Source organism: Janthinobacterium sp. TND4EL3 (assembly GCF_900156175.1).
Classification (GTDB): Bacteria; Pseudomonadota; Gammaproteobacteria; order Burkholderiales; family Burkholderiaceae_D; genus Janthinobacterium.
In genome coordinates this window covers 192,073-211,239 of sequence record NZ_FTMV01000011.1, presented here as the reverse complement: position 1 = coordinate 211,239, position 19,167 = coordinate 192,073, and the positions used below count along the sequence as shown (strand labels likewise).

At 68.3% G+C, this 19,167-nt stretch carries 6 protein-coding genes; 4 read left to right on the top strand and 2 right to left on the bottom strand.

Annotation, left to right across the window (positions count from 1 at the left end):
- Nucleotide 1: 1 nt before the first annotated feature.
- Nucleotides 2-2,350, bottom strand: coding sequence for a Tex family protein (locus BXA07_RS17995; RefSeq protein WP_076569498.1), 2,349 nt, complete (start codon nucleotides 2,348-2,350; stop codon nucleotides 2-4).
- A gap of 94 nt (nucleotides 2,351-2,444) precedes the next feature.
- Complete coding sequence (locus BXA07_RS17990; RefSeq protein WP_139335637.1) at nucleotides 2,445-2,810, bottom strand: hypothetical protein; 366 nt, start codon at nucleotides 2,808-2,810, stop codon at nucleotides 2,445-2,447.
- A gap of 265 nt (nucleotides 2,811-3,075) precedes the next feature.
- Here BXA07_RS17990 and BXA07_RS17985 point away from each other — a divergent pair, with 265 nt between their 5' ends.
- The 4 genes from BXA07_RS17985 (at nucleotide 3,076) to BXA07_RS17970 (ending at nucleotide 19,049) form a co-directional block, all read left to right on the top strand.
- Nucleotides 3,076-3,732 (top strand): secretin and TonB N-terminal domain-containing protein, encoded by a 657-nt coding sequence (locus tag BXA07_RS17985; protein WP_170909684.1) that lies wholly within the window; start codon nucleotides 3,076-3,078, stop codon nucleotides 3,730-3,732.
- A complete protein-coding gene (locus BXA07_RS17980; protein ID WP_244556326.1) occupies nucleotides 3,696-4,292 on the top strand; it encodes an RNA polymerase sigma factor in 597 nt (198 codons plus the stop codon). The genes BXA07_RS17985 and BXA07_RS17980 overlap by 37 nt, the downstream gene beginning before the upstream one ends.
- Nucleotides 4,285-5,232 (top strand): FecR family protein, encoded by a 948-nt coding sequence (locus BXA07_RS17975; protein WP_076569490.1) that lies wholly within the window; start codon nucleotides 4,285-4,287, stop codon nucleotides 5,230-5,232. The genes BXA07_RS17980 and BXA07_RS17975 overlap by 8 nt, the downstream gene beginning before the upstream one ends.
- Nucleotides 5,233-5,408: 176 nt before the next feature.
- Nucleotides 5,409-19,049, top strand: coding sequence for a filamentous haemagglutinin family protein (locus tag BXA07_RS17970; protein ID WP_083708376.1), 13,641 nt, complete (start codon nucleotides 5,409-5,411; stop codon nucleotides 19,047-19,049).
- Nucleotides 19,050-19,167: the final 118 nt, after the last annotated feature.

Genomic DNA, 19,167 nt, shown 5'->3' with positions numbered 1-19,167 from the left:
CTTAGCCGCGCAGCTTGGCGAAGGCGGCGGCCATGCTGCCGGCCGGCTCGGGCGCGTTGCGCGACTGCGACTGGTGCTGCGCCATGCTGCGGCGGTCGTTGCGGTCGCCACGCTGTTCGGGCTTGCTGCCCGCCTGCGGCGCGCTGTCCGTCAGGCGCATGGTCAGCGCGATGCGCTTGCGCTTCTCGTCGACTTCCAGCACTTTCACGCGCACGACTTGTCCGGCTTTCACCACCGTGTGCGGGTCTTTCACAAACGTGTTCGACAGGGCCGAGATGTGCACGAGGCCATCCTGGTGCACGCCGATGTCGACGAAGGCGCCAAAGGCGGCCACGTTGGTGACCACGCCTTCGAGAATCATGTCCGGGCGCAAGTCGCGGATTTCTTCCACGCCTTCCTTGAAGGTGGCGGTGGTAAATTCCGGACGCGGGTCGCGGCCCGGCTTTTCCAGTTCCTTCAAGATGTCGGAGATGGTCGGCACGCCGAAGGTGTCATCCGCATATTTTGCGGGGCTCAAGGTTTTCAGCAGCGCCGTTTCGCCGATGACGGCCTTGATGTCCTTCTTGATGTCCGCCAAAATCTTTTCCACCAGCGGGTACGATTCCGGGTGGACGGCCGAGGCGTCCAGCGGGTTCTCTCCGCCCATCACGCGCAGGAAGCCCGCCGCCTGTTCGTAGGTCTTGTCGCCCAGGCGCGGCACGGCTTTCAAGGCCGCGCGCGAGGTGAATGCGCCCTTCATGTCGCGGTAGGTGACGATGCTTTGCGCCACGCTGGCCGACAGGCCGGACACGCGCGCCAGCAGCGGCGCCGACGCCGTGTTGACGTCAACGCCCACGGCGTTCACGCAATCTTCCACCACCGCATCGAGCGAGCGGGCCAGCTGGCTTTGACTCACGTCATGCTGGTACTGGCCCACGCCGATCGATTTCGGGTCGATCTTGACCAGTTCGGCCAGCGGGTCTTGCAGGCGGCGCGCGATCGACACGGCGCCGCGCAGCGACACATCCATGTCCGGCAACTCTTTCGAGGCGAATTCGGACGCCGAATACACCGACGCGCCCGCTTCCGAGACGACGATCTTCGTCATCTTCGCTTCCGGGTGCTGCTTGATCAGGTCTTGCGCCAACTTGTCCGTTTCGCGCGAGGCGGTGCCGTTGCCGATGGAAATGAGCGACACATTGTGCTTGGCGGCAAGACGGCCCAGCGTGTGCAGGGAGCCATCCCAGTCGTTCTTCGGCTGGTGCGGGTAGATCACGGCCGTGTCGACGACCTTGCCGGTGGCATCGACGACGGCCACCTTGACGCCCGTGCGCAGGCCGGGATCGAGGCCCATGGTGGCGCGCTGGCCGGCCGGCGCGGCCAGCAGCAGCGCCTTCAGATTGGTGGCGAAGACGTTGATGGCGTCAAGTTCCGAGCGTTCGCGCAGCGCGCCCATCAGTTCCGTTTCCAGGTGCATGAAGCTTTTCACGCGCCAGGTCCAGCGCGCCGTGTCCGCCAGCCATTTGTCGGCCGGGCGGCCTTGCTGCTTGATGCCGAAGCGGGCGGCGATGCGGCCTTCGCACGGATTGTGCGGCGCATCCCATTTCGGTTTTTCCGCTTCCGTGTCCAGGCGCAGGGTGACGTCGAGGATGCCTTCGCGGCGGCCGCGCAGCAGGGCCAGCGCGCGATGCGATGGCACGGTGGAAATGGTTTCCGAGTAGTCGAAATAATCGGCGAATTTTTCGCCTTCGTCCTGCTTGCCTTCCACCACTTTCGATTCGACGATGCCGTGTTCCTGCACGTATTCGCGCAAGGTTTGCAGCAGGGTCGCGTCTTCGGCGAAGCGCTCCATCAGGATCTGGCGCGCGCCGTCGAGGGCCGCCTTGGTGTCGGCCACGCCAGGATTGTTGCCGTCGGCACTCGTAAACGCCTCGCGCAGGAACTTGCCTGCTTCCATTTCCGGCGTCAGTTCCGGGTTTTCCAGCAAGCCGTCGGCCAGCGGCATCAGGCCCGCTTCGATGGCGATCTGCGCCTTCGTGCGGCGCTTCTGCTTGTACGGCAGATACAGGTCTTCCAGGCGCGTCTTGTCTTCCGCGTGCATGACGGCGTCGAGCAGCTCGGGCGTCATCTTGTTCTGTTCCGTGATCGAGGCCACGATGGCGGCGCGCCGCTCTTCCAGCTCGCGCAGGTAGCGCAGGCGCTCTTCGAGCAGGCGCAGCTGGATATCGTCGAGACCGCCGGTCGCTTCCTTGCGGTAACGGGCGATGAAGGGCACGGTGGCGCCTTCGTCGAGCAGTTCGATGGCGGCGGCAACCTGCACCGGTTTGGCGGCAAGTTCAAGGGCAAGACGTTGTTCGATAGTGGGCAGCATGGTTGTTTCCAGAGCGATCAAGCCTGGAATGATACGCAATCGGCGCGATTGCGCAATCTTGACAGCGCAAATGGACTGTGCGTTGACAAGCGCTTTAACGGGGCGGCAGCAGCGGGCTGGCGGGCGGTGGCGGTGCCGGCCTCTGCGGCGTGACGGATTTGCCGAAGGCATTGCCCATGCGGTGTTCCAGGGCGGCGCGGTTGTACAGCCCCAGCTGGTTGGATGGACGTTGCACGATCGCTTCCGCGCCGGACAGGGCGGGCGGAGGCCCGTTCAAGGTGTTGCTGTTAGGTAATAATTTTTCACTCAAGCAAGACATCGATGGCGCGCGCTTGCCATGCGCTTCCACTTCCACGCAGCCCTTTTCCGGCGCGGCGGCCGTCACGACGACGGTGTGCTCGTCCGCCTGCGCGGGCAGGGCGGCGCAGGTCAACAGCAACAGTGAGAACAGGCGTGCCATGGCGGCTCCCGGAGCGGTGAAATAAGCGCTCAGCATAGCAAAGCCATGTGTCGCAGTGATGACACGCCAGCCCGCCAACTAGGTGACCGATGTCATGCAGTTGTCATTTTACGAAGCTACCATCTTGCCATTCTGCTCGAAACATTGCAGTCAAGACACTTCATAAGCAGGCTCTCGTTGATTTCCCTGGAAAATGACACGAACTCACCGCCGCACCGCAACAGGTAACGCCCTGGCCCTGTCCGCTTGTTTGCTGATGACATTCATGACATTCATGCGGCCGGCGGCGGGCGCGTCCGGCAATGATGCGAGCGCGCCCGCCACCGTGCGCTTCGATCTGCCTGCCCAGCCGCTCGATGCGGCCCTGGTGGCGTTTGGCGAAGTGACCGGCTATTCCGTGCTCGTCAGCAGCGAGCTGGCAGCGGGGCGCACGGCGGCGCCCGTGCGCGGCGACTACACGCCGGCCGAAGCGCTGCAGCGCCTGCTGGCAGGCACGCAGCTGGGCGCGCGCTTCAGCGGCAGCAATGCGTTTACCCTGCTGGCGCTGGCCGACGCCCCCTTGATGCCGGCGCCCGTGGCGGCCGAAGTTACCCCCGCCACCGCACCATTGCAAGGCTACGCGGCCGTCCTGCAGCGTTCGCTCACGCGCGCGCTGTGCCGCTTGCATCCGGACGCTTTCGGCCGCTACCGCCTGGCCTTCCAGCTGTGGCTCGACGAGCGGGGCAAGGTGCGCGCCGTGCACGTGCTCGAAGCGAGCGGCGTGGAACAGCGCGACCGCGCCGTGGTGCAGCGCCTGCGCAGCCTGCTGATGGACGGCGCGCCGCCGGCGGGCCTGCCGCAGCCGCTGACGATCCTGCTGACGCCGCGGCCCGACCCCGGCGCCGATTGCGCACCGTATCTGGCCTTGGCCGGGGCGCCTTGAGCATGCCGGAATTGTTGAAAACCACCTTGCGCAAGCTGTTCCTGGAACGCTACGGACAGTTTCGCCGCCACCTGCAGCGCCGCCTGGGCTCGGAAGACCTGGCCAACGACGCGCTGCATGAAACGTATTTGCGCGTGGAAAAGATGAACGCGCCCGAGGCGATCAGCTATCCGTCCGCGTATTTGATGCGCATCGCCATCAACATTGCGGAAGATCAACGCCGCGACAATGCGCGCCTGCTCAGCCTGCCCGATATCGACGATCTGTACGAGATGGCCGACGAGCTGGCCGACCCGGCCCGCACCTTCAGCGCGCGCGCCGAAATCGAGGAGCTGGAACGGGCCTTGCAGGAGTTGCCGAAACGCCGGCGCGCCATCGTCATCGCCGCCCGCGTCGACCAGTTGCCGCACCGCGACATTGCCGAGCGCTTCGGCATTTCCGCCCGCACGGTGGAGAAGGAGTTGCGCGCCGGCCTGGAACATTGCTGCGAACGCATGGGACGCGATTTCATCCAGCGCTTCGGTCCCGGGGCCGGAAAAACGTCTAAACATCATGATTGAACAAGCGGAAGACGACATGGGTGTCATCCAGAAGGAAGCGCAGGCATGGGTCGTGCGCCTGGCCTCGGGCCAGGTCAGCGAGCGCGATGCGCAAGTGTTTCGCCACTGGTGCGCGCGCAGCCGCAGGCATGCGACGGCGTTTGCCGAGGCGCGCGCCGTGTGGGGCGCGATGGCGCCGGCCGCGCGCGCCGTCAAGCGGGCGCAGGCGCCCGTGAACGTGGCGCGGCGCGCCTGGCTGGGCGGCGCCGTGGCCGCCTCGCTGGGCTTGCTGGTGCTGCGCCCGCCGACGGATCTGTGGCCGGCCGTGGCGGGCCTGGCCGCCGACTACGCCACCGGCACGGGCGAGCAGCGCGCGCTGGCGCTCGACGGCGGCGTGCAGGTGCAGATGAATACGCAGACGCGCCTCGATGCGGCGCCCGTGCAGGACGGCACGGCGGCGTTGGTGCTGCTGGCCGGCGAGGCCGAATTCCAGGCCGGCTTGCGCGGCCCGGCGAGGGTGCGCGTGCAGGCGGGCGACGGCAGCGTGTCGGCCGGCAGTGCGCGCTTCAATATCCGCCTGTTCGGCCAGGAAGCATGCGTGACCTGCCTGGCGGGCCGCTTGCGCGTGCTACAGGCGGGCAACGATGCGGAACTGGCGGCCGGCGAGCAGCTGCGCTACCGGCCCGAGCATTTCGGCATCACGCGCGCGGTGGCCGCCAGCGAGGTCAGCGCCTGGCGCCACCGCTTGCTGGTGTTCAAGCAAAGCACCCTGGCCGAGGTGGTGGATGAGGTGAACCGCTACCGTCCCGGCAAGCTGATCCTCAATGGCGAGGCCCTGAAACAGACCCGCGTGCAAGCCAGTTTTTCGCTCGACCGCCTCGATGACGTGATCGCCCTGATCCAGGATGCGTATGGCGCGCGCGTGACGCGTTTGCCTGGCGGCATCGTGCTGTTCGGCTGAGCCCCGCCTTGGCGGGGTGCCAATTGTGACATTTTGATGACCTTTTGCAGTCCCGGACCTTGTTCCCTGTCAATGCTGCTGGAAGCCGCGAATCAGTGCCTGCCGCCCGCCCCGTGCGTGGTGCGCGCCGCCTCGCGATATCGGTCAGCAACGGAACATGAAAAGGGAATGTCGCCATGCAGCGAAGCAAGTCGGTCACGAAACACGCATCCTCCTCCGCCATGGCGGGCAACCGGACCGGTCGCCCGGTGCGATTGAAACCGCTGGCGCTGGCCATCGCCATGCTGCTGCAGGCGGGCGGCGCGCAGGCGCAGCAGCCGTTCAGCGGCGCCTGGTTTGCCGGCAAGGGTGCGCAGCAGGGCACGGCCACCGCCACGGGACGCTTGCCGAATGGCCAGCCGGCCACATCGCTGAACAATCCCCTGCTGCAGCAGCAGAAGGCCGAAGGCAAGCTGCAGCAATCGCTGAACAACCTGTTGCTGGCCGCGCGCGGCATCGCCGCCGAGCAGGCGGTGCAGGCGGCCGCGCGCCAGGCGGCATTGGCGGCGGGCGGCGCGCCCGATGGCCTGGCCAAGGGCGGCTTGCAGGTCGACACGAACAGCCTGACGGCCGGCTGGCTCAACGCCCAGGGACCCGTGCAGACGCAGGCCGACGGCAAGACCGTCGTGAAGGTCGTGCAGACGGACGACAAGGCGATACTGAACTGGGAAAGCTTTAACGTCGGCAAGAACACCACCTTGCAATTCGACCAGAAATCGAACTGGTCCGTATTGAACCGGGTCAATGATCCGCTGGCGCGCCCCAGCCAGATCCAGGGCCAGATCAAGGCTGACGGCACGGTGATGATCGTCAACCGCAACGGTATCGTGTTTACGGGCAGCAGCCAGGTCGATACGCGCAACCTGGCGGCGGCTGCCATGGGCATGAGCGACAGCCAGTTCAAGAGCGGCCTGTACGGCAAGGCGCAGGGGACGGGCGCCGTGCCGACCTTCGCGAATGACTTGCTGCTGGGCCAGAATACCTCCACGCATGGCAAGGCCGAGGCGGACGTCGTCGTCGCTGCCGGCGCGCGCATCGACACGCGCAAGACGCAAACGGTGACGGAAGGCGGCGGCTATGTGCTGCTGGCCGGCCGCAACGTCGACAACGCGGGCGCCATTACCACGCCGAACGGCCAGACCACGCTGGCCGCCGGCGACGCCATCGTCGTGCGTCCGGGCCAGGGCACGGACAAGAACCAGTATGCGAGCACGCGCGGCAATGAAGTCGAGATGCTGCGCACGGCCGGCAGCAGCGCGGGCGCCGTCGTCAACCGCGGCCTGATCCAGTCGGCCGGCGGCGACATCACGCTGAGCGGCAACACGCTGCGCCAGGACGGCATGCTGCTGTCGAGCACCAGCGTCAACGGACGCGGCGCCATCCACCTGGCGGCGGCGGGCGAGGATGCCAAGGTCACCATGGGACGTGGCAGCGTCAGCGCCATTTTTATCGACGACAACGGCGCCACGGCGCTCGATGTGCAGCGCGACACCTTGCTGAAAAATACGGGCAAGGGCACGGACACGCCGCAGGACCGGCGCGACCAGTCGCTGGTGCGCATCGTTTCGGCCGGCAACGTGGAGTTCGAAGGCGATTCGCTGACCCTGGCCACGGGCGGCCAGGTGCTGGTCGATGCGGCCCGCCGCAGCCACGTGGCGCGCGACGCCGCCATCGACGTCTCGGGCGCCGTCGGCGTGAAGGTCGACATGAGCAGCAATAATGTGCTGATCAATGTGCAGGGCAACGAACAGCGCGACGCACCGGGCAGCCGCGACGCCAAATACCTGAACAACAGCGACGTGTGGGTCGACCGCCGCGACCTGGTGCTGGTGCCGGCCGGTACCAACGGCTACGCCACGGACCGCTGGTACACGGCCGGCGGCTTGCTGGAGGTGAGCGGCTACCTGAACACCAGCGGCCACGGCATCGGCGAATGGGCGGCCCAGGGCGGCACCGTCGGCTTTGGCGGCGGCGAAGTGGTGACGCAGGCCGGTTCGCGCATCAACATCGCCGGCGGTTCGCTCGACGTGCAGACGGGCATGGTCAAGCAGACGTGGCTGAAGGGCGCCGATGGCGCCATGTACAAGCTGAGCACGGCGCCCGGCGACAACCTGTACACGGGCCTGTACCGCGGCTATGAAAGCACGCATGCGCGCTGGGGCGCGAACACGACGGAGACGTACGCGAATGCCCTGATCGGCCCGCGCGAACGCCTGGAAAACGGCTACACGGTGGGCCGCGACGCGGGCCGCGTGATCGTGTCCACGGGCGCGGCCGTGCTCGAAGGCGATATCGACACCTCCGTCTTCCAGGGCGAGCGCCAGCAGCGCAAGCGCGATGAGGGCATGGATGGCTACAAGCAGGCGCAGACGTCGGCGGCGCGCGCCGGTCAATTGATCGTGGGCAAAATGACGCCCGTCTTCGATACGCGCACGGGCCAGCTGCGCGACAGCCCGCAAGCCGTGCTGGACAAGGTGCAAATCGGCAAGGTGGCCGGCATCGCCGATGGCCAGCTGCTGGGCGAAGCCTTGCCGGCCGCGCGCAGCAAGACCTTGCAGCTCGATGCCGACTGGCTCAACGGCCTGGAGCTGGGCGCCCTGAAAATCCATGCCTACGACAGCGTGAGCGTCGACGCCGACGTGCGCGTGGCCGATGGCGGCGACATCGCCCTGCACGCCACCGACGTGGCGATCAAGGCGAATGTCAGCGCGCGCGGCGGCAGCATCGCGGCCGGCGACATCGTTTCGCGCTACCTGGCGGGTGCGGGCGACGTATGGGCTGAAGGCAAGCTGGTGCCGGACAACCGTCCCACGGGAACGGCCGGCGTGCGCGTGGCGCCCGGCGTGCGCCTCGATGCGCGTGGCCTGTGGAGCAACCTGGAGCTCGATCCGGGCGCCGTTGCCGGTTTGCCGTATATCAATGGCGGCAAGGTCACCCTGAAAAGTTCGGGCGGCATCGACCTGACGGGCGGCAGCGTCATCGACGTCTCGTCCGGCGCGGCCCTGATGGGCAATGGCAGCGTGCAGGGCGGGCGCGGCGGCGACATCACCCTGGCGGTCGACCTGCCGACGGAGAAAGCGCCGACGGGCGCCATGCTCAAGCTCGACGGCGAGTTGCGCGGCCATGGCGTGAAGGGCGGCGGGCGCCTGGTGATCGACAGCGGCGTGGCCGTCAGCATCGGCGGCAAGCTGCAGGGCGGCGAGGTGCTGGCGGCGGGGACCGGCGCTGCGCCAGGCCTGCGCCTGACCGATGAATTCCTGATCGCCCAGGGCGAGAAGATCCCCTTCGATTTTGCGCTCAGTACCAGCCTGATCAAGCCGGGCCAGGTCTTGAGCAAACCCGTGACGGCGGACGTGTCGGCGCAGAAACCGCTGGTGCTGGGAGCCGACCTGCTGGTGCCGCCAGGCGCCTATGTCGTCATCGCCGGCGGCACGTCTGTCTACCAGGGGTCCATCGTTCGCGCCGGCAGCGTGCTGACAGCCGTCAACAGCCTGCCGGCCGGCTTCGTGGTCTCGGCGGCGGTCTTTCCGAACGGCTTGCCGATCCCGCCGGTGACGACGCAGTATGCGGCCGGCAGCATCGCCGCCGACGACTTGCGCGCGCCGCGCGGCATGCTGCTGCCGGCCGGCACGGTGCTGGGGCGCGACGTGACCGTCAAGCCGCTGCTGGCGCTGGACGCCAGCCTGTTCCAGAGCGGCTTTGCCGACTATGCCGTCACGGGACGCGATGGCGTCGTGGTCGTCAAGGATGCGCACATCGACGTCACCATGCCCGTGCTGCGTTTCAATCCCGCCACGGGCCATACGGTGGCGGGCGGCACCGACCCGGGCGCCGCGCTGGAACTGTGGACGCCGCAGCTGTACCAGGAAGATGCGCGCAAGGCCAGTCTGACGCAGCGGGCCGGCGCCAACCTGTCGCTGACGGCCGGCAGCCCGCACGTGAAGGGCGCCCTGGCGGTGCAGGAGGGGGCCGCCATCCAGGTCGATCCGGGCCGCCAGATCAGCATGACGGGCAACGACCAGATCACCATCGACGGCAAGCTCGAAGCCTGGGGCGGCAAGATCGCCGTCCTGCCAGGCACGTTTGGCACGGGCAATGAGGTGGATGTGCCGAACGGCAAGGGACAAGCCACGTCGATCTGGATCGGCGACAAGGCCGTGCTCGATGTCGCCGGCCGCGCCACGGTCGCCACCGACATGCGGGGCGGGCGCTATGGCCGTGCCGACCAGGGCGGCAGCATCGAAATCGGCGCCCGCTACAAGGCTGACGCTGCCAGCGTCGACGCGGCCGATGCCTTTGTCGTCGTGCGTCCGGGCGCGCTGCTCGACGCCAGCGGCGCGCAAGCCACGCTGGACTTGCCGAGCCAGGGCACCGTCAACGTGGCCGGCAACGGCGGTTTGATTTCGCTCAGTTCGTATAACGGCATCTTTGCCGACGGCACCCTGCGCGCCGCTGCCGGCGGCGCCGGTGCGGCCGGCGGCACCCTGGCACTGGCGCTGGACACGCCCAATTACGGCAAGGTCAACCGCTACACCTTGCAAGGCGACAACGTGGACAACGCGGTGCGCGTGCCGCGCGAAATGCAGCTGGCGCAGGTGCAGGGCGACAGCGCCTTGCCCGACGACTTGCGCGCCGGCCAGCAGGATGCGGCGCTACGCTACGGCAGCGCGCGCCTGGGCGCCGACCGCGTGCAGGCGGGCGGTTTCGACAACCTGGCCCTGCACGTGAACGGCATGCTCAGCTTTGACGGCGACGTCAATCTGTCGCTGGGCCAGAGCCTGCGCCTGAGCGCCTCCTCGCTGGGCCTGGCGCAGCAGCCTGTGCCCGATGGCGAGGACAAGGCGGGCAGCCTCGCCAGCCAGGTGCGCCTGGCGGCGCCGTACGTGCGCCTGGGCGCGGCCGTGCGCGCGCAGAAGGACGACTACATCGTGCCCAATGCCGTGAAAGGCTCGAAGAACCTGGGCAAGGGACGCGGCATGCTGGGCGTGCCGCTGGTGGCCGAGGATTCCCTGCTGCAGATCGATGCGGGCATGCTTGACATCGCGGGCGAGGTCAACATGGGCACGCGCGGCACCATTGCGCAGAGCAGCGGCGCCGACCTGGTGGTCGAGCGCGACGCCTTCGAACAGCTGACCCTGAACAGCCGCGGCGACATGCGCCTGTCAAACAGCGCCGCCCTGTACCAGCCGGGCAATGCCACCCTGGTCGCCGCGCAGATCTACCCGGCCACGGGCGACAGCGGCATGGTCACGGTGGGCCAGAAGAGCGGCATCGACGAATACGGCAATATCCGCGTCTCGCTCGACCCGTTGCGCACGCTCAATATCGGGCGCAGCGGCGACGGCGCCACGCCGAACCAGCCGTTCTCCGTGTTCGGCACCCTGAGCCTGGTTGCGCCCACCATCAACCAGCATGGCGTGCTGCGCGCGCCGCTGGGCCAGATCAACCTGGGCGCCGAAGGCTTTGAAGCCAATACGGGCCGCGTCAACCTGTTGCCTGGCAGCCTGACGTCCGTCAGTGCGAAAGGCTTGACGATGCCCTACGGCGGCACGCTCGATGGCTTGAGCTACCTGTATGACGGCAACGATGTCGTCTTCAAGGGCATGGGCAACGGCCCCGAGATCGCCTTGACGGGCGCCGCCATCGACGTGCAGCAAGGCGCCGTGCTCGACATGTCGGGCGGCGGCACCTTGACGGGCGCGGCCTTCCTGGCCGGACGCGGCGGTTCCACCGACGCGCGCCTCAATCCGCTGGTGCAGATGAAGCCGAACGGCGGTTTCACCTTGCCCGGCCTGAACACCAACCCCGTGTACGCCATCCTTCCCGGCGTGCAGCCGGACGTGGCGCCGTTGACGGCCGAGCAAGGCGCGGGCAAGCCCGCCGTGGGACGTCAGATCACTATCGGCGCGGGCGTGCCCGGCCTGGCGGCCGGCACCTACACCCTGCTGCCATCGAATTTCGCCCTGCTGCCCGGCGCTTTCCGCGTGGAACTGAATGGCCTGGCCGGCGCCGTCGAGACGGGCGGCACGATCGCCATGCGCAATGGCTCGTTTGCCACGGCGGCGCAGACGGGCGTGGCGGGCACGGCGATCCGCGACGTGGTGGCGCAACAAGCCATCCTGACGCCGGCCGACGTGCTGCGCAGCTATTCCCAATACAACGAGACGGGCTATGCCGCCTTCGCCGTGGCGCAGGCCACGCGCGACGGCGTGCCGCGCGCCGCGCTGGAGCGCGATGCCAAGGGCGTGCGGGTGCAGCTGATCGCCCCGTCCGTGCACAGCGTCAAGGACAACCATACGCCGTTGATGATGGATGGCAGCGCCCTGTATGCGCCGGCCGAGGGCGGCTTCGGCGGCTCCCTGCTGCTGGGCACGGGCAACCATGCGTCGACGCGCTACGAAGTGCTGGCCGACGGCACGGCGCCGCTGGCCGATTTCAATGGCGTCTCCGTGCATGCGTCACAGATCAATGCTTTCGGCGCCCAGCGCGTGGGCATCGGCGGCTTGCCGCGCGTGACCTACAGCGATTTTGGCACGGGCAGCAACCAGCGCGCCAATATTGCCGCCATCAAGGAATCGGCGGGCGGCATCGTGCTGCGCGACGGCGCCGTGCTGAAGGCGGCCGAAGTGTTTCTGGTGACGGCGAGAAAAGACGACGGCATCGTCCTGGAGCAGGGCTCCGGCATCAATACGCTGGGCCGCGGCAAGGCCGCCTGGGATTCCCGCGACGGCTATGTGTACGAGCCCATGGGCAGCGTGCTGGCCGTTTCGAACGGCTGGCTGGACATGCTGCCGGCCGCGCCGCCGTCGTCCGAATCGTATGGCCCCGGCATCATCGATATCGGCGCCTGCGCGAAAACGGGCGGCGCCTGCAGCGGCAGCACCGCGCTGTATTCCGAAGGCACCATCGCCGCCGTGACGGAGCGCGCGTTTACCCTGCGCGACAACGTGCGCTACGGCACGCGCAACCTGGTGCTGGCGATGGGTTCGATCAATGTCGGCAGCGAGGCGTCCCTGGCCGACGCCAGCGCCCGCGGCGCCTTGCCGGACGGCCTGGCGTTGAACCAGGGCGTGCTCGACCGCCTGCTGCGCGGCGACACCAGCACGGGTGCACCGGCGCTGGAAAACCTGGGTTTGACGGCGCGCAATTCCTTCAACTTCTATGATTCGTCGCAGCTGTCGACCATCGATGCGGCCACGGGCAAGTCGTCGCTGTCGCGCCTGGTGCTCAATACGCCCGCCATCTACGGCTATGGCGGCACGGACGCGCTGGCGCGCATCCACACGGACACCCTCGTGTGGCAGGGCGCGACGAATGCGCCCGGCGCCGTCGTCGCCAATGGCCCCGGTACGGGCAGCGGCCGTCTGCAGGTCGACGCCAGGCGCATCGAGTTCGGCTTCACGCCGGACAGCCGTCCCGACACCATCCACAAGCTGGACCGCCTGGTGCTGGGCTTCGGCCAGGTGGCACTGAATGCCAGCGAACAGCTGACGGCCAACAACAAGGGCAGCCTGTCCGTCTACCAGTCGCAGAGCGCGTGGGATACGGCCACCAATGGCTACCACTACAGCGGCGGCGATTTGCTGATCAGCACGCCGCTGTTGACGGGCGCGGCCGGCTCCGTCAACCACCTCACGGCGGGCGGCGCCGTCAAGGTGAGCGCACCGGCCGGTGCCGCTGCCGCCACGCCGACGAATGCGGCGCTGGCCGGCGCCCTGGGCGCCGAAGTGGCGCTGAGCGGCAATAGCGTCAGCGTGGATACGTCGGTGGTCTTGCCGAGTGGAAAATTGACCCTGTCGGCCGAGCGCGATGTATTGCTGGGTGACAAGGCCAAGCTGGACCTGGCGGGCCGCAAGATCGATTTCTACGACACCAGCAAGTACAGCTGGGGCGGTGACGTGATCCTCGACAGCCGCGAGGGCGACGTGCGTCAGGCGGCCGCTTCCGTGATCGACGTGTCGGCCGTGAACAACCGCGCCGGCAAGCTCAGCGTGATCGCCACGGGCGAGGCGGCGGGTACGGCCGACTTGCGCGGCACCCTGCTGGGCGGCGCCAGCGGCAGCTATGACGCGGGCGGCACCCAGGTAGCCTACGCGGCGGGCGGCCTGGAGTTGCGCGCCCAGCATGTCGCCGACTTCGCCGGCTTGAACCAGCGCCTGAACACGGGCAAGGTATCCGGCAGCCGCAGCTTCCAGCTCAAACAGGGCAATCTGGCCATTGGCGACGAGCTCAAGGCGCGCGAAGTGAGCGTCTCCGTCGACGGCGGCAGCCTGACGGTGAATGGCCGCATCGACGCCAGCGGCGAACAGGTGGGCAGCATCCGCCTGGCCGGCCGCGACGGCGTCACCATTCAGTCCGGCGCCGTGCTCGATGCGCACGGCACGGTGCTGCGCACGGACAGCTATGGCCAGGTGATCGAGGCGCCAAACCGCGCCGTGATCGAACTGGCCGCGCCTGGCGGCCGCCTGACCCTGGAAAACGGCGCGCGTTTCGACCTGCGCAGCGGAGACAAGGGCGGCAACTACGGCAGCATCGACCTGAACGCGCGCCGCCTGGGCGGCGCCACGGGCGACGACATCGACATCGACGCGGCCGGCGCGCTGAACATCGCCGGCGCGCGCACGATCAACGTCAATGCCTTCTGGCAATACAAGGATGCGCCAGCGGGCACGGGCAAGGATGCGGACGGCCGCAGCTACCAGGGCATCAACCAGGCTTACCTGGACGAGAAGCACGCGGACAGCCAAGTCTTCATGGCCAATGCGCTGGCGAACGGCAACTTGATGAACAACAAGCTGCGCGGCTTGCGCGGCGACGCCAACGCTTTCCACCTGCGCCCAGGCGTCGAGATTGTCAGCGCCACGCCGGGCGGCGACCTGCATATCGATGGCGATATCGACCTGTCCGGCCATCGCTACGACGGCGTCAATCCGCTGGCGCGCCTGAGCGGCGTGTACGGCTCGGGCGAGGCCGGTGCGCTGGTGCTGCGCGCCGGTGGCAAGCTCAGCGTCTTTGGCAGCATCACCGATGGTTTCGATACCAGCGTCCTGCCCGTCACGATGGATGACAAGGGCTGGCAACTGGTGAAAGGCCGGCTGCCGTGGGGCGGCGAGGTCGTCGTGCCGCAAGCGGGCCTGGTGACCCTGGCCGAAGACACGTATTTCAAATCGGGCACGAGCGTCAATTTCGCCGTGCCGATGAAAGCCATGGAGTTGCGCAGCGGCACCTTGCTGGCGGCGCGCGCGACCTTGACGGCGGAGTTGGACTTGCCTGCAGGCAGCGTGCTGGGCGGCGCCGTGCGCAATGCCGACGGCAGCGTGCTGTACGCGGCCGGCACGGTCTTGCCCAAGGCGTTGACCTTATCGAGCGGGATGCAGCTCGATGCCGGCCTGCGCCTGCCTGGCGCGGCCCGGGTGGCGGCCATGGTGTGGCCGGCCAACGTGGCCCTGCCTTTCCCGGAAGGCCGGCCGTGGGACGTGGCCGATAGCACGAATGCCGTCAATGGCGTGGTGCTGGCCTCGGCGCTGGCGCTGGACAAGGGCAGCGTGCTGCCTGCCGGCACGGTGGTCAGGCTGCCGGGCGACGTCACCATGGTGTCGCTGCGCAGCGCGGATGGCAGCGGAAGCCAGGGCCGCAATCTGGCGCTGGCGCCCATGCTGGCCCAGGGTTCGCAAGCGTGGTCGCTGCGCCTGGTGGGTGGCGCCGATACGGCGGCGGCCGACACGCGCGCGTTGAAGCCGCATGCGAAGGACGCCCATCTGATGCTGGCCGATGCGCATTACGGCCTGGGCGCGGTGACTTCCATCGTGCCGGGCACGGGTTCGCCGGCCAAATATATCTACAGCGAAGCGGCCATCGCCGAGGGCTACCCATCGGGCGCCGTCAATATCGAAGACTTTGGCAACGAGGAAATCATGCTGGAGTACTTTGCGCACTTGGTGATCAAGGTGGAGGAGGGCACGCCCCCCGTTGAGGTGACCAGCGTGGAGCCGGCGCGTCAGCCCCTGTTCAGCGTGCTGCGCACGGGCACGGGCGACCTCGATTTGCTGGCCGCGGGCGACTTCGACATGCGTTCGCTGTATGGCGTCTACACGGCGGGCACGCAGTCGGCCTCGCCGCTGGTCGGCGGCAAGGATCTGTTCAACCTGCCGCGCGGCCTGAACGCCAAGGGCCAGCTGCTCGGTGCGCTGGGCACGGACTTTACGCCGTTTGTCGATGGCGGCAGCCAGAGCCTGTACCGCGCCTGGTATCCCGAGCACGGCGGCAATCTGCTGCTGCGCGCCCAGGGCGACGTCAAGGGCGATACGCTGGGCACCTCCACGCAACGCCGCGAGGATGCCATCGGCTGGCTGCGCGCGCAGCAGGACAGCAGCGACATCGGCACCTGGCTGTGGCGCCAGGGCAGCGGCAGCACGGGGGGCGGCGTGCCGACGGCATGGTGGATCAATTTCGGCACCTATGTCGCGCGTCCCGAAGGCGTCGACCTGTTCTCGGGCTTGCCGGGGCTGTCGGGCTTTACGGGCATCGGCACCCTGGGCGGCGGCAATCTGCTGCTGCAGGCGGGCGGCGACGCCGGCATGCTGGCCTCGCGCGCCGATCCGGGCGGCGAGTTCGCGCCGCGCAGCCAGGGCCTGAACGTGGCCGTGGGCAGCACGGGCAGGGTGACGCCGGACGGCAAGCTGCTGCTGACGGGCGGCGGCGACCTCGATATCCGCATCGGCGGCGGGCTGAACCCCGTGGCCGAGGTGCGCAGTTTCGACCGCAACGGCGACTTCGCGAATGCCGATACGCGCTTCGAGCGCCAGTACCCCACGCTCAACAGCACCTTCACCAACCTGCGTGGCGCACTGCGCCTGGAGGCGGGCGCCGTGGGCGGCATCGAATTGCGCTTCGACCGCGCCGATCCGACGGAATCGCGGCCGTATGAAACCTACACGGCGGGCACGGCGATCGCCAGCGGCGGGCCCATCCTGGTACCGGGCGACAGCGGCGTGCGCATCGATGCGCGCGGCGACGTGGTGCTGGGCGGCGTGGCCGATGCGGGCCGCGTGAAGCAACTGGGCTATGGCTCGCCGTTCAGCTACCAGGGCGTGGAGCGCACCGGCGAAGGCTGGAGCTGGTTCTCGCTGTGGACGCCGGCCACGGCCATCGACCTGTTCAGCGCGGGAGGCAACCTGACGCCCACCTCGTCCTGGATCAATGCGATGGCCGGCGACAACCACGCGCCGACGGACGGGCGCTTCGTCATGCCGTCCGTGCTGCGCGCCGTGGCCGCCAGCGGCAGCTTGTACTACGGCAATGCCAGCCTGGGCAGGCTGGGTGGTGATGGCGGCAAGGTGGACATGCCGCAAAACGGCGTGATCCTGGCGCCGTCGCCGGTGGCGCCGCAATTTGTCAGGACGGGCACGGGCCAGCTGGAAATGCTGGCCGCCGACTCCATCCATGCGGCCGGTTATCCGATCACGCCATCGGGCGCCGACCCGCGCATGCTGCCGAATCCATTCAATCCGGGCTTCGTCGGCGCACTGGACAAGGTCTGGTTCGGCCTGCTGCCGCTGCATAACGTCAGCGCCGATGCGCTGGCGCCAGGGGCATTGAAATGGTTTGGTACGACGTCGAATGGCGCCAGCGATGCCAATCAGCAAGTGTATCCGCTGTTCAGCATGACCCCGCCGACGGTCTCCGACTATGTGCCGGCAGGCCAGTTGCCCGCGCACTTCTATGCCAACAGCGGCGACATCGTCGGCCTGCGCACGGGCGGTATCGTGTACCGGGGCAACCTGAAAGGCGTCAGCGGCGCCCTGGGCCTGTGGTACGAGGGCGGCGGCGCCGTGGCCGTGCGCGCCGGACGCGACATCGTCAACTCCGGCACGCCGCTCGGCAACGTCGAGAGCGTGCCGGACGGCGCGGCGGGATGGACCGGCCAGCCCTTTGCCAACAGTCCCGAGCTGCCGGAAAAGCCGGTCGTCTTCGGCAGCTCGTCGGCGCGCGGCAACCTGTTCGTGCACCGCCATGCCGACGACGTTTCCGTCGTCAGCGCCGGGCGCGACATCCGCTACAGCACCTTCTATGTGGCGGGGCCGGGCCAGCTCAATGTGAGCGCCGGGCGCGACCTGTACATGGCCGACAAGGCGGAATTGCGCAGCCTCGGCTCCATCGTCCATGTCGGCCAGGACAAGCGCGGCGATGGCGCCGGCATCAGCGTGGCCGCCGGCGTGGGCCGCAACGGTCCCGACTATGCGGCTTTCGCGGCGCGCTACCTGGATCCGGCCAAGCTGGCCGACCCGGGCAAGCCGCTGGCCGACCAGGCCGGCAGCGCCGTGTACGTCTACGGCGGCAAGCTGACCCTGGCCGACTGGCTGCGCGGCCAGTTTGCCTACAGCGGCGACGAGGCGGGCGCTGCCGCCTTCCTCGGCACGAAGCAGGCCGAACTGGAAAGGGCAGGGGCGCAGACGGGCGGCGTGCGGCGCGACCTGGCGCGCGAATACGCGCAGGTCAGCCAGCTGCACCTGGTGAACTGGCTGACGACGCGTTTTGGCGGCGACAGCGGCCTGGGCATCCGCTACGACCCGGCCACCGATGCGCGCAGCTTCTTTGCCGCCTTGCCGAAGGAACAGCAGCAGGTGTACCTGAGCAACGTCTACTTCGCCGAGCTGAAGGCGGCCGGGCGCGAGTACAACGATCCGGACGGCGTGCGCCGCGGCAGCTATCTGCGCGGCCGTGTAGCCATCGCCACCCTCTTCCCGGCGCAGGACAAGGCGGGCAAGAAGATCGAGTACCAGGGCGACCTGACGATGTTCAGCAGCGCGCTGTACACCGTCAGCGGATACAGCGGCGTGTACACCAAGCGGCCCGTCGCGGGCGTGCGCTACCTGAGCCCGCAGGAATGGGCCGAGGCGGGCCGTCCTGACTACAACGTGCCTTACGTGACCGTCAACGACACCGGCATCCACACGGATTTCGGCGGCGACATCGGCATCACGGTGCCGGGCGGGCGGGCGCTGATCGGCGTGGACGGCGGCTATGCGCCGGGCGAAGGCTCGGGCGTGCTGACACAGGGACAGGGCGACATCCAGATGTATGCGAAAGACAGCATCCTGCTGGGCCAGAGCCGCATCTTTACTACCTTCGGCGGCAACATCCTGGCCTGGTCGGCCACGGGCGACATCAACGCGGGCCGCGGCACCAAGTCCACCGTTGTCTACACGCCGCAGCGCCGCGCATACGACAGCATCGGCCTCGTCAGCCTGTCGCCGAGCACCCCGACGACGGGCGCCGGCATCGCCACGCTCAATCCGATCCCGGAGGTGCCGCCCGGCGACATCGACCTGATCGCCCCGCTGGGCACCATCGACGCGGGCGAGGCGGGCATCCGCGTCTCGGGCAACGTCAACCTGGCAGCGCTGCAAGTGGTGAATGCGGAAAACATCCAGGTGCAGGGCAAGGCCACGGGCGTGCCGACCGTCGCTTCGGTGAACGTGGGCGCACTGAGCAACGCCAGCGCGGCCGCGACGCAGGCCGTGACGGCGGCGCAGGACGTGCTGCAGCGCGAACGGGCCGCCGCGCGCCAGGCCCAGCCTTCGCTGTTCACGGTGAAAGTGTTGGGTTTTGGCAACGAGCAGGCGGACGAGGGCGGCGCCGGCAAAGGCAAGGGCAGCGAGCCGCAGGCGTCGAACTACCAGCCGGCAGGCGTGGTGCAGGTGCTGGGCGCGGGGCCGTTGACGGCGCCGCAGCTGCAGGCGCTGACGCCGAACGAGCGGCGCGGCCTGCAGCCGTAAGGCCTGGCTGACCGCGCAGCTTCGCCATTCCGGCCGCGGCGCCAGCGTCGCGGCCGGAGTTTTATGAACATTTGATGACAAACGGCAGTCCGCGCGCGCGGCGTGCGTCTAGGAACTG

Coding starts and splice junctions, on each gene's coding strand:
- BXA07_RS17995 (WP_076569498.1), bottom strand. CDS start 2,350: ATGCTGCCCACTATCGAACAACGTCTTGCCCTTGAACTTGCCGCCAAA.
- BXA07_RS17990 (WP_139335637.1), bottom strand. CDS start 2,810: ATGGCACGCCTGTTCTCACTGTTGCTGTTGACCTGCGCCGCCCTGCCC.
- BXA07_RS17985 (WP_170909684.1), top strand. CDS start 3,076: ATGACATTCATGCGGCCGGCGGCGGGCGCGTCCGGCAATGATGCGAGC.
- BXA07_RS17975 (WP_076569490.1), top strand. CDS start 4,285: ATGATTGAACAAGCGGAAGACGACATGGGTGTCATCCAGAAGGAAGCG.
- BXA07_RS17970 (WP_083708376.1), top strand. CDS start 5,409: ATGCAGCGAAGCAAGTCGGTCACGAAACACGCATCCTCCTCCGCCATG.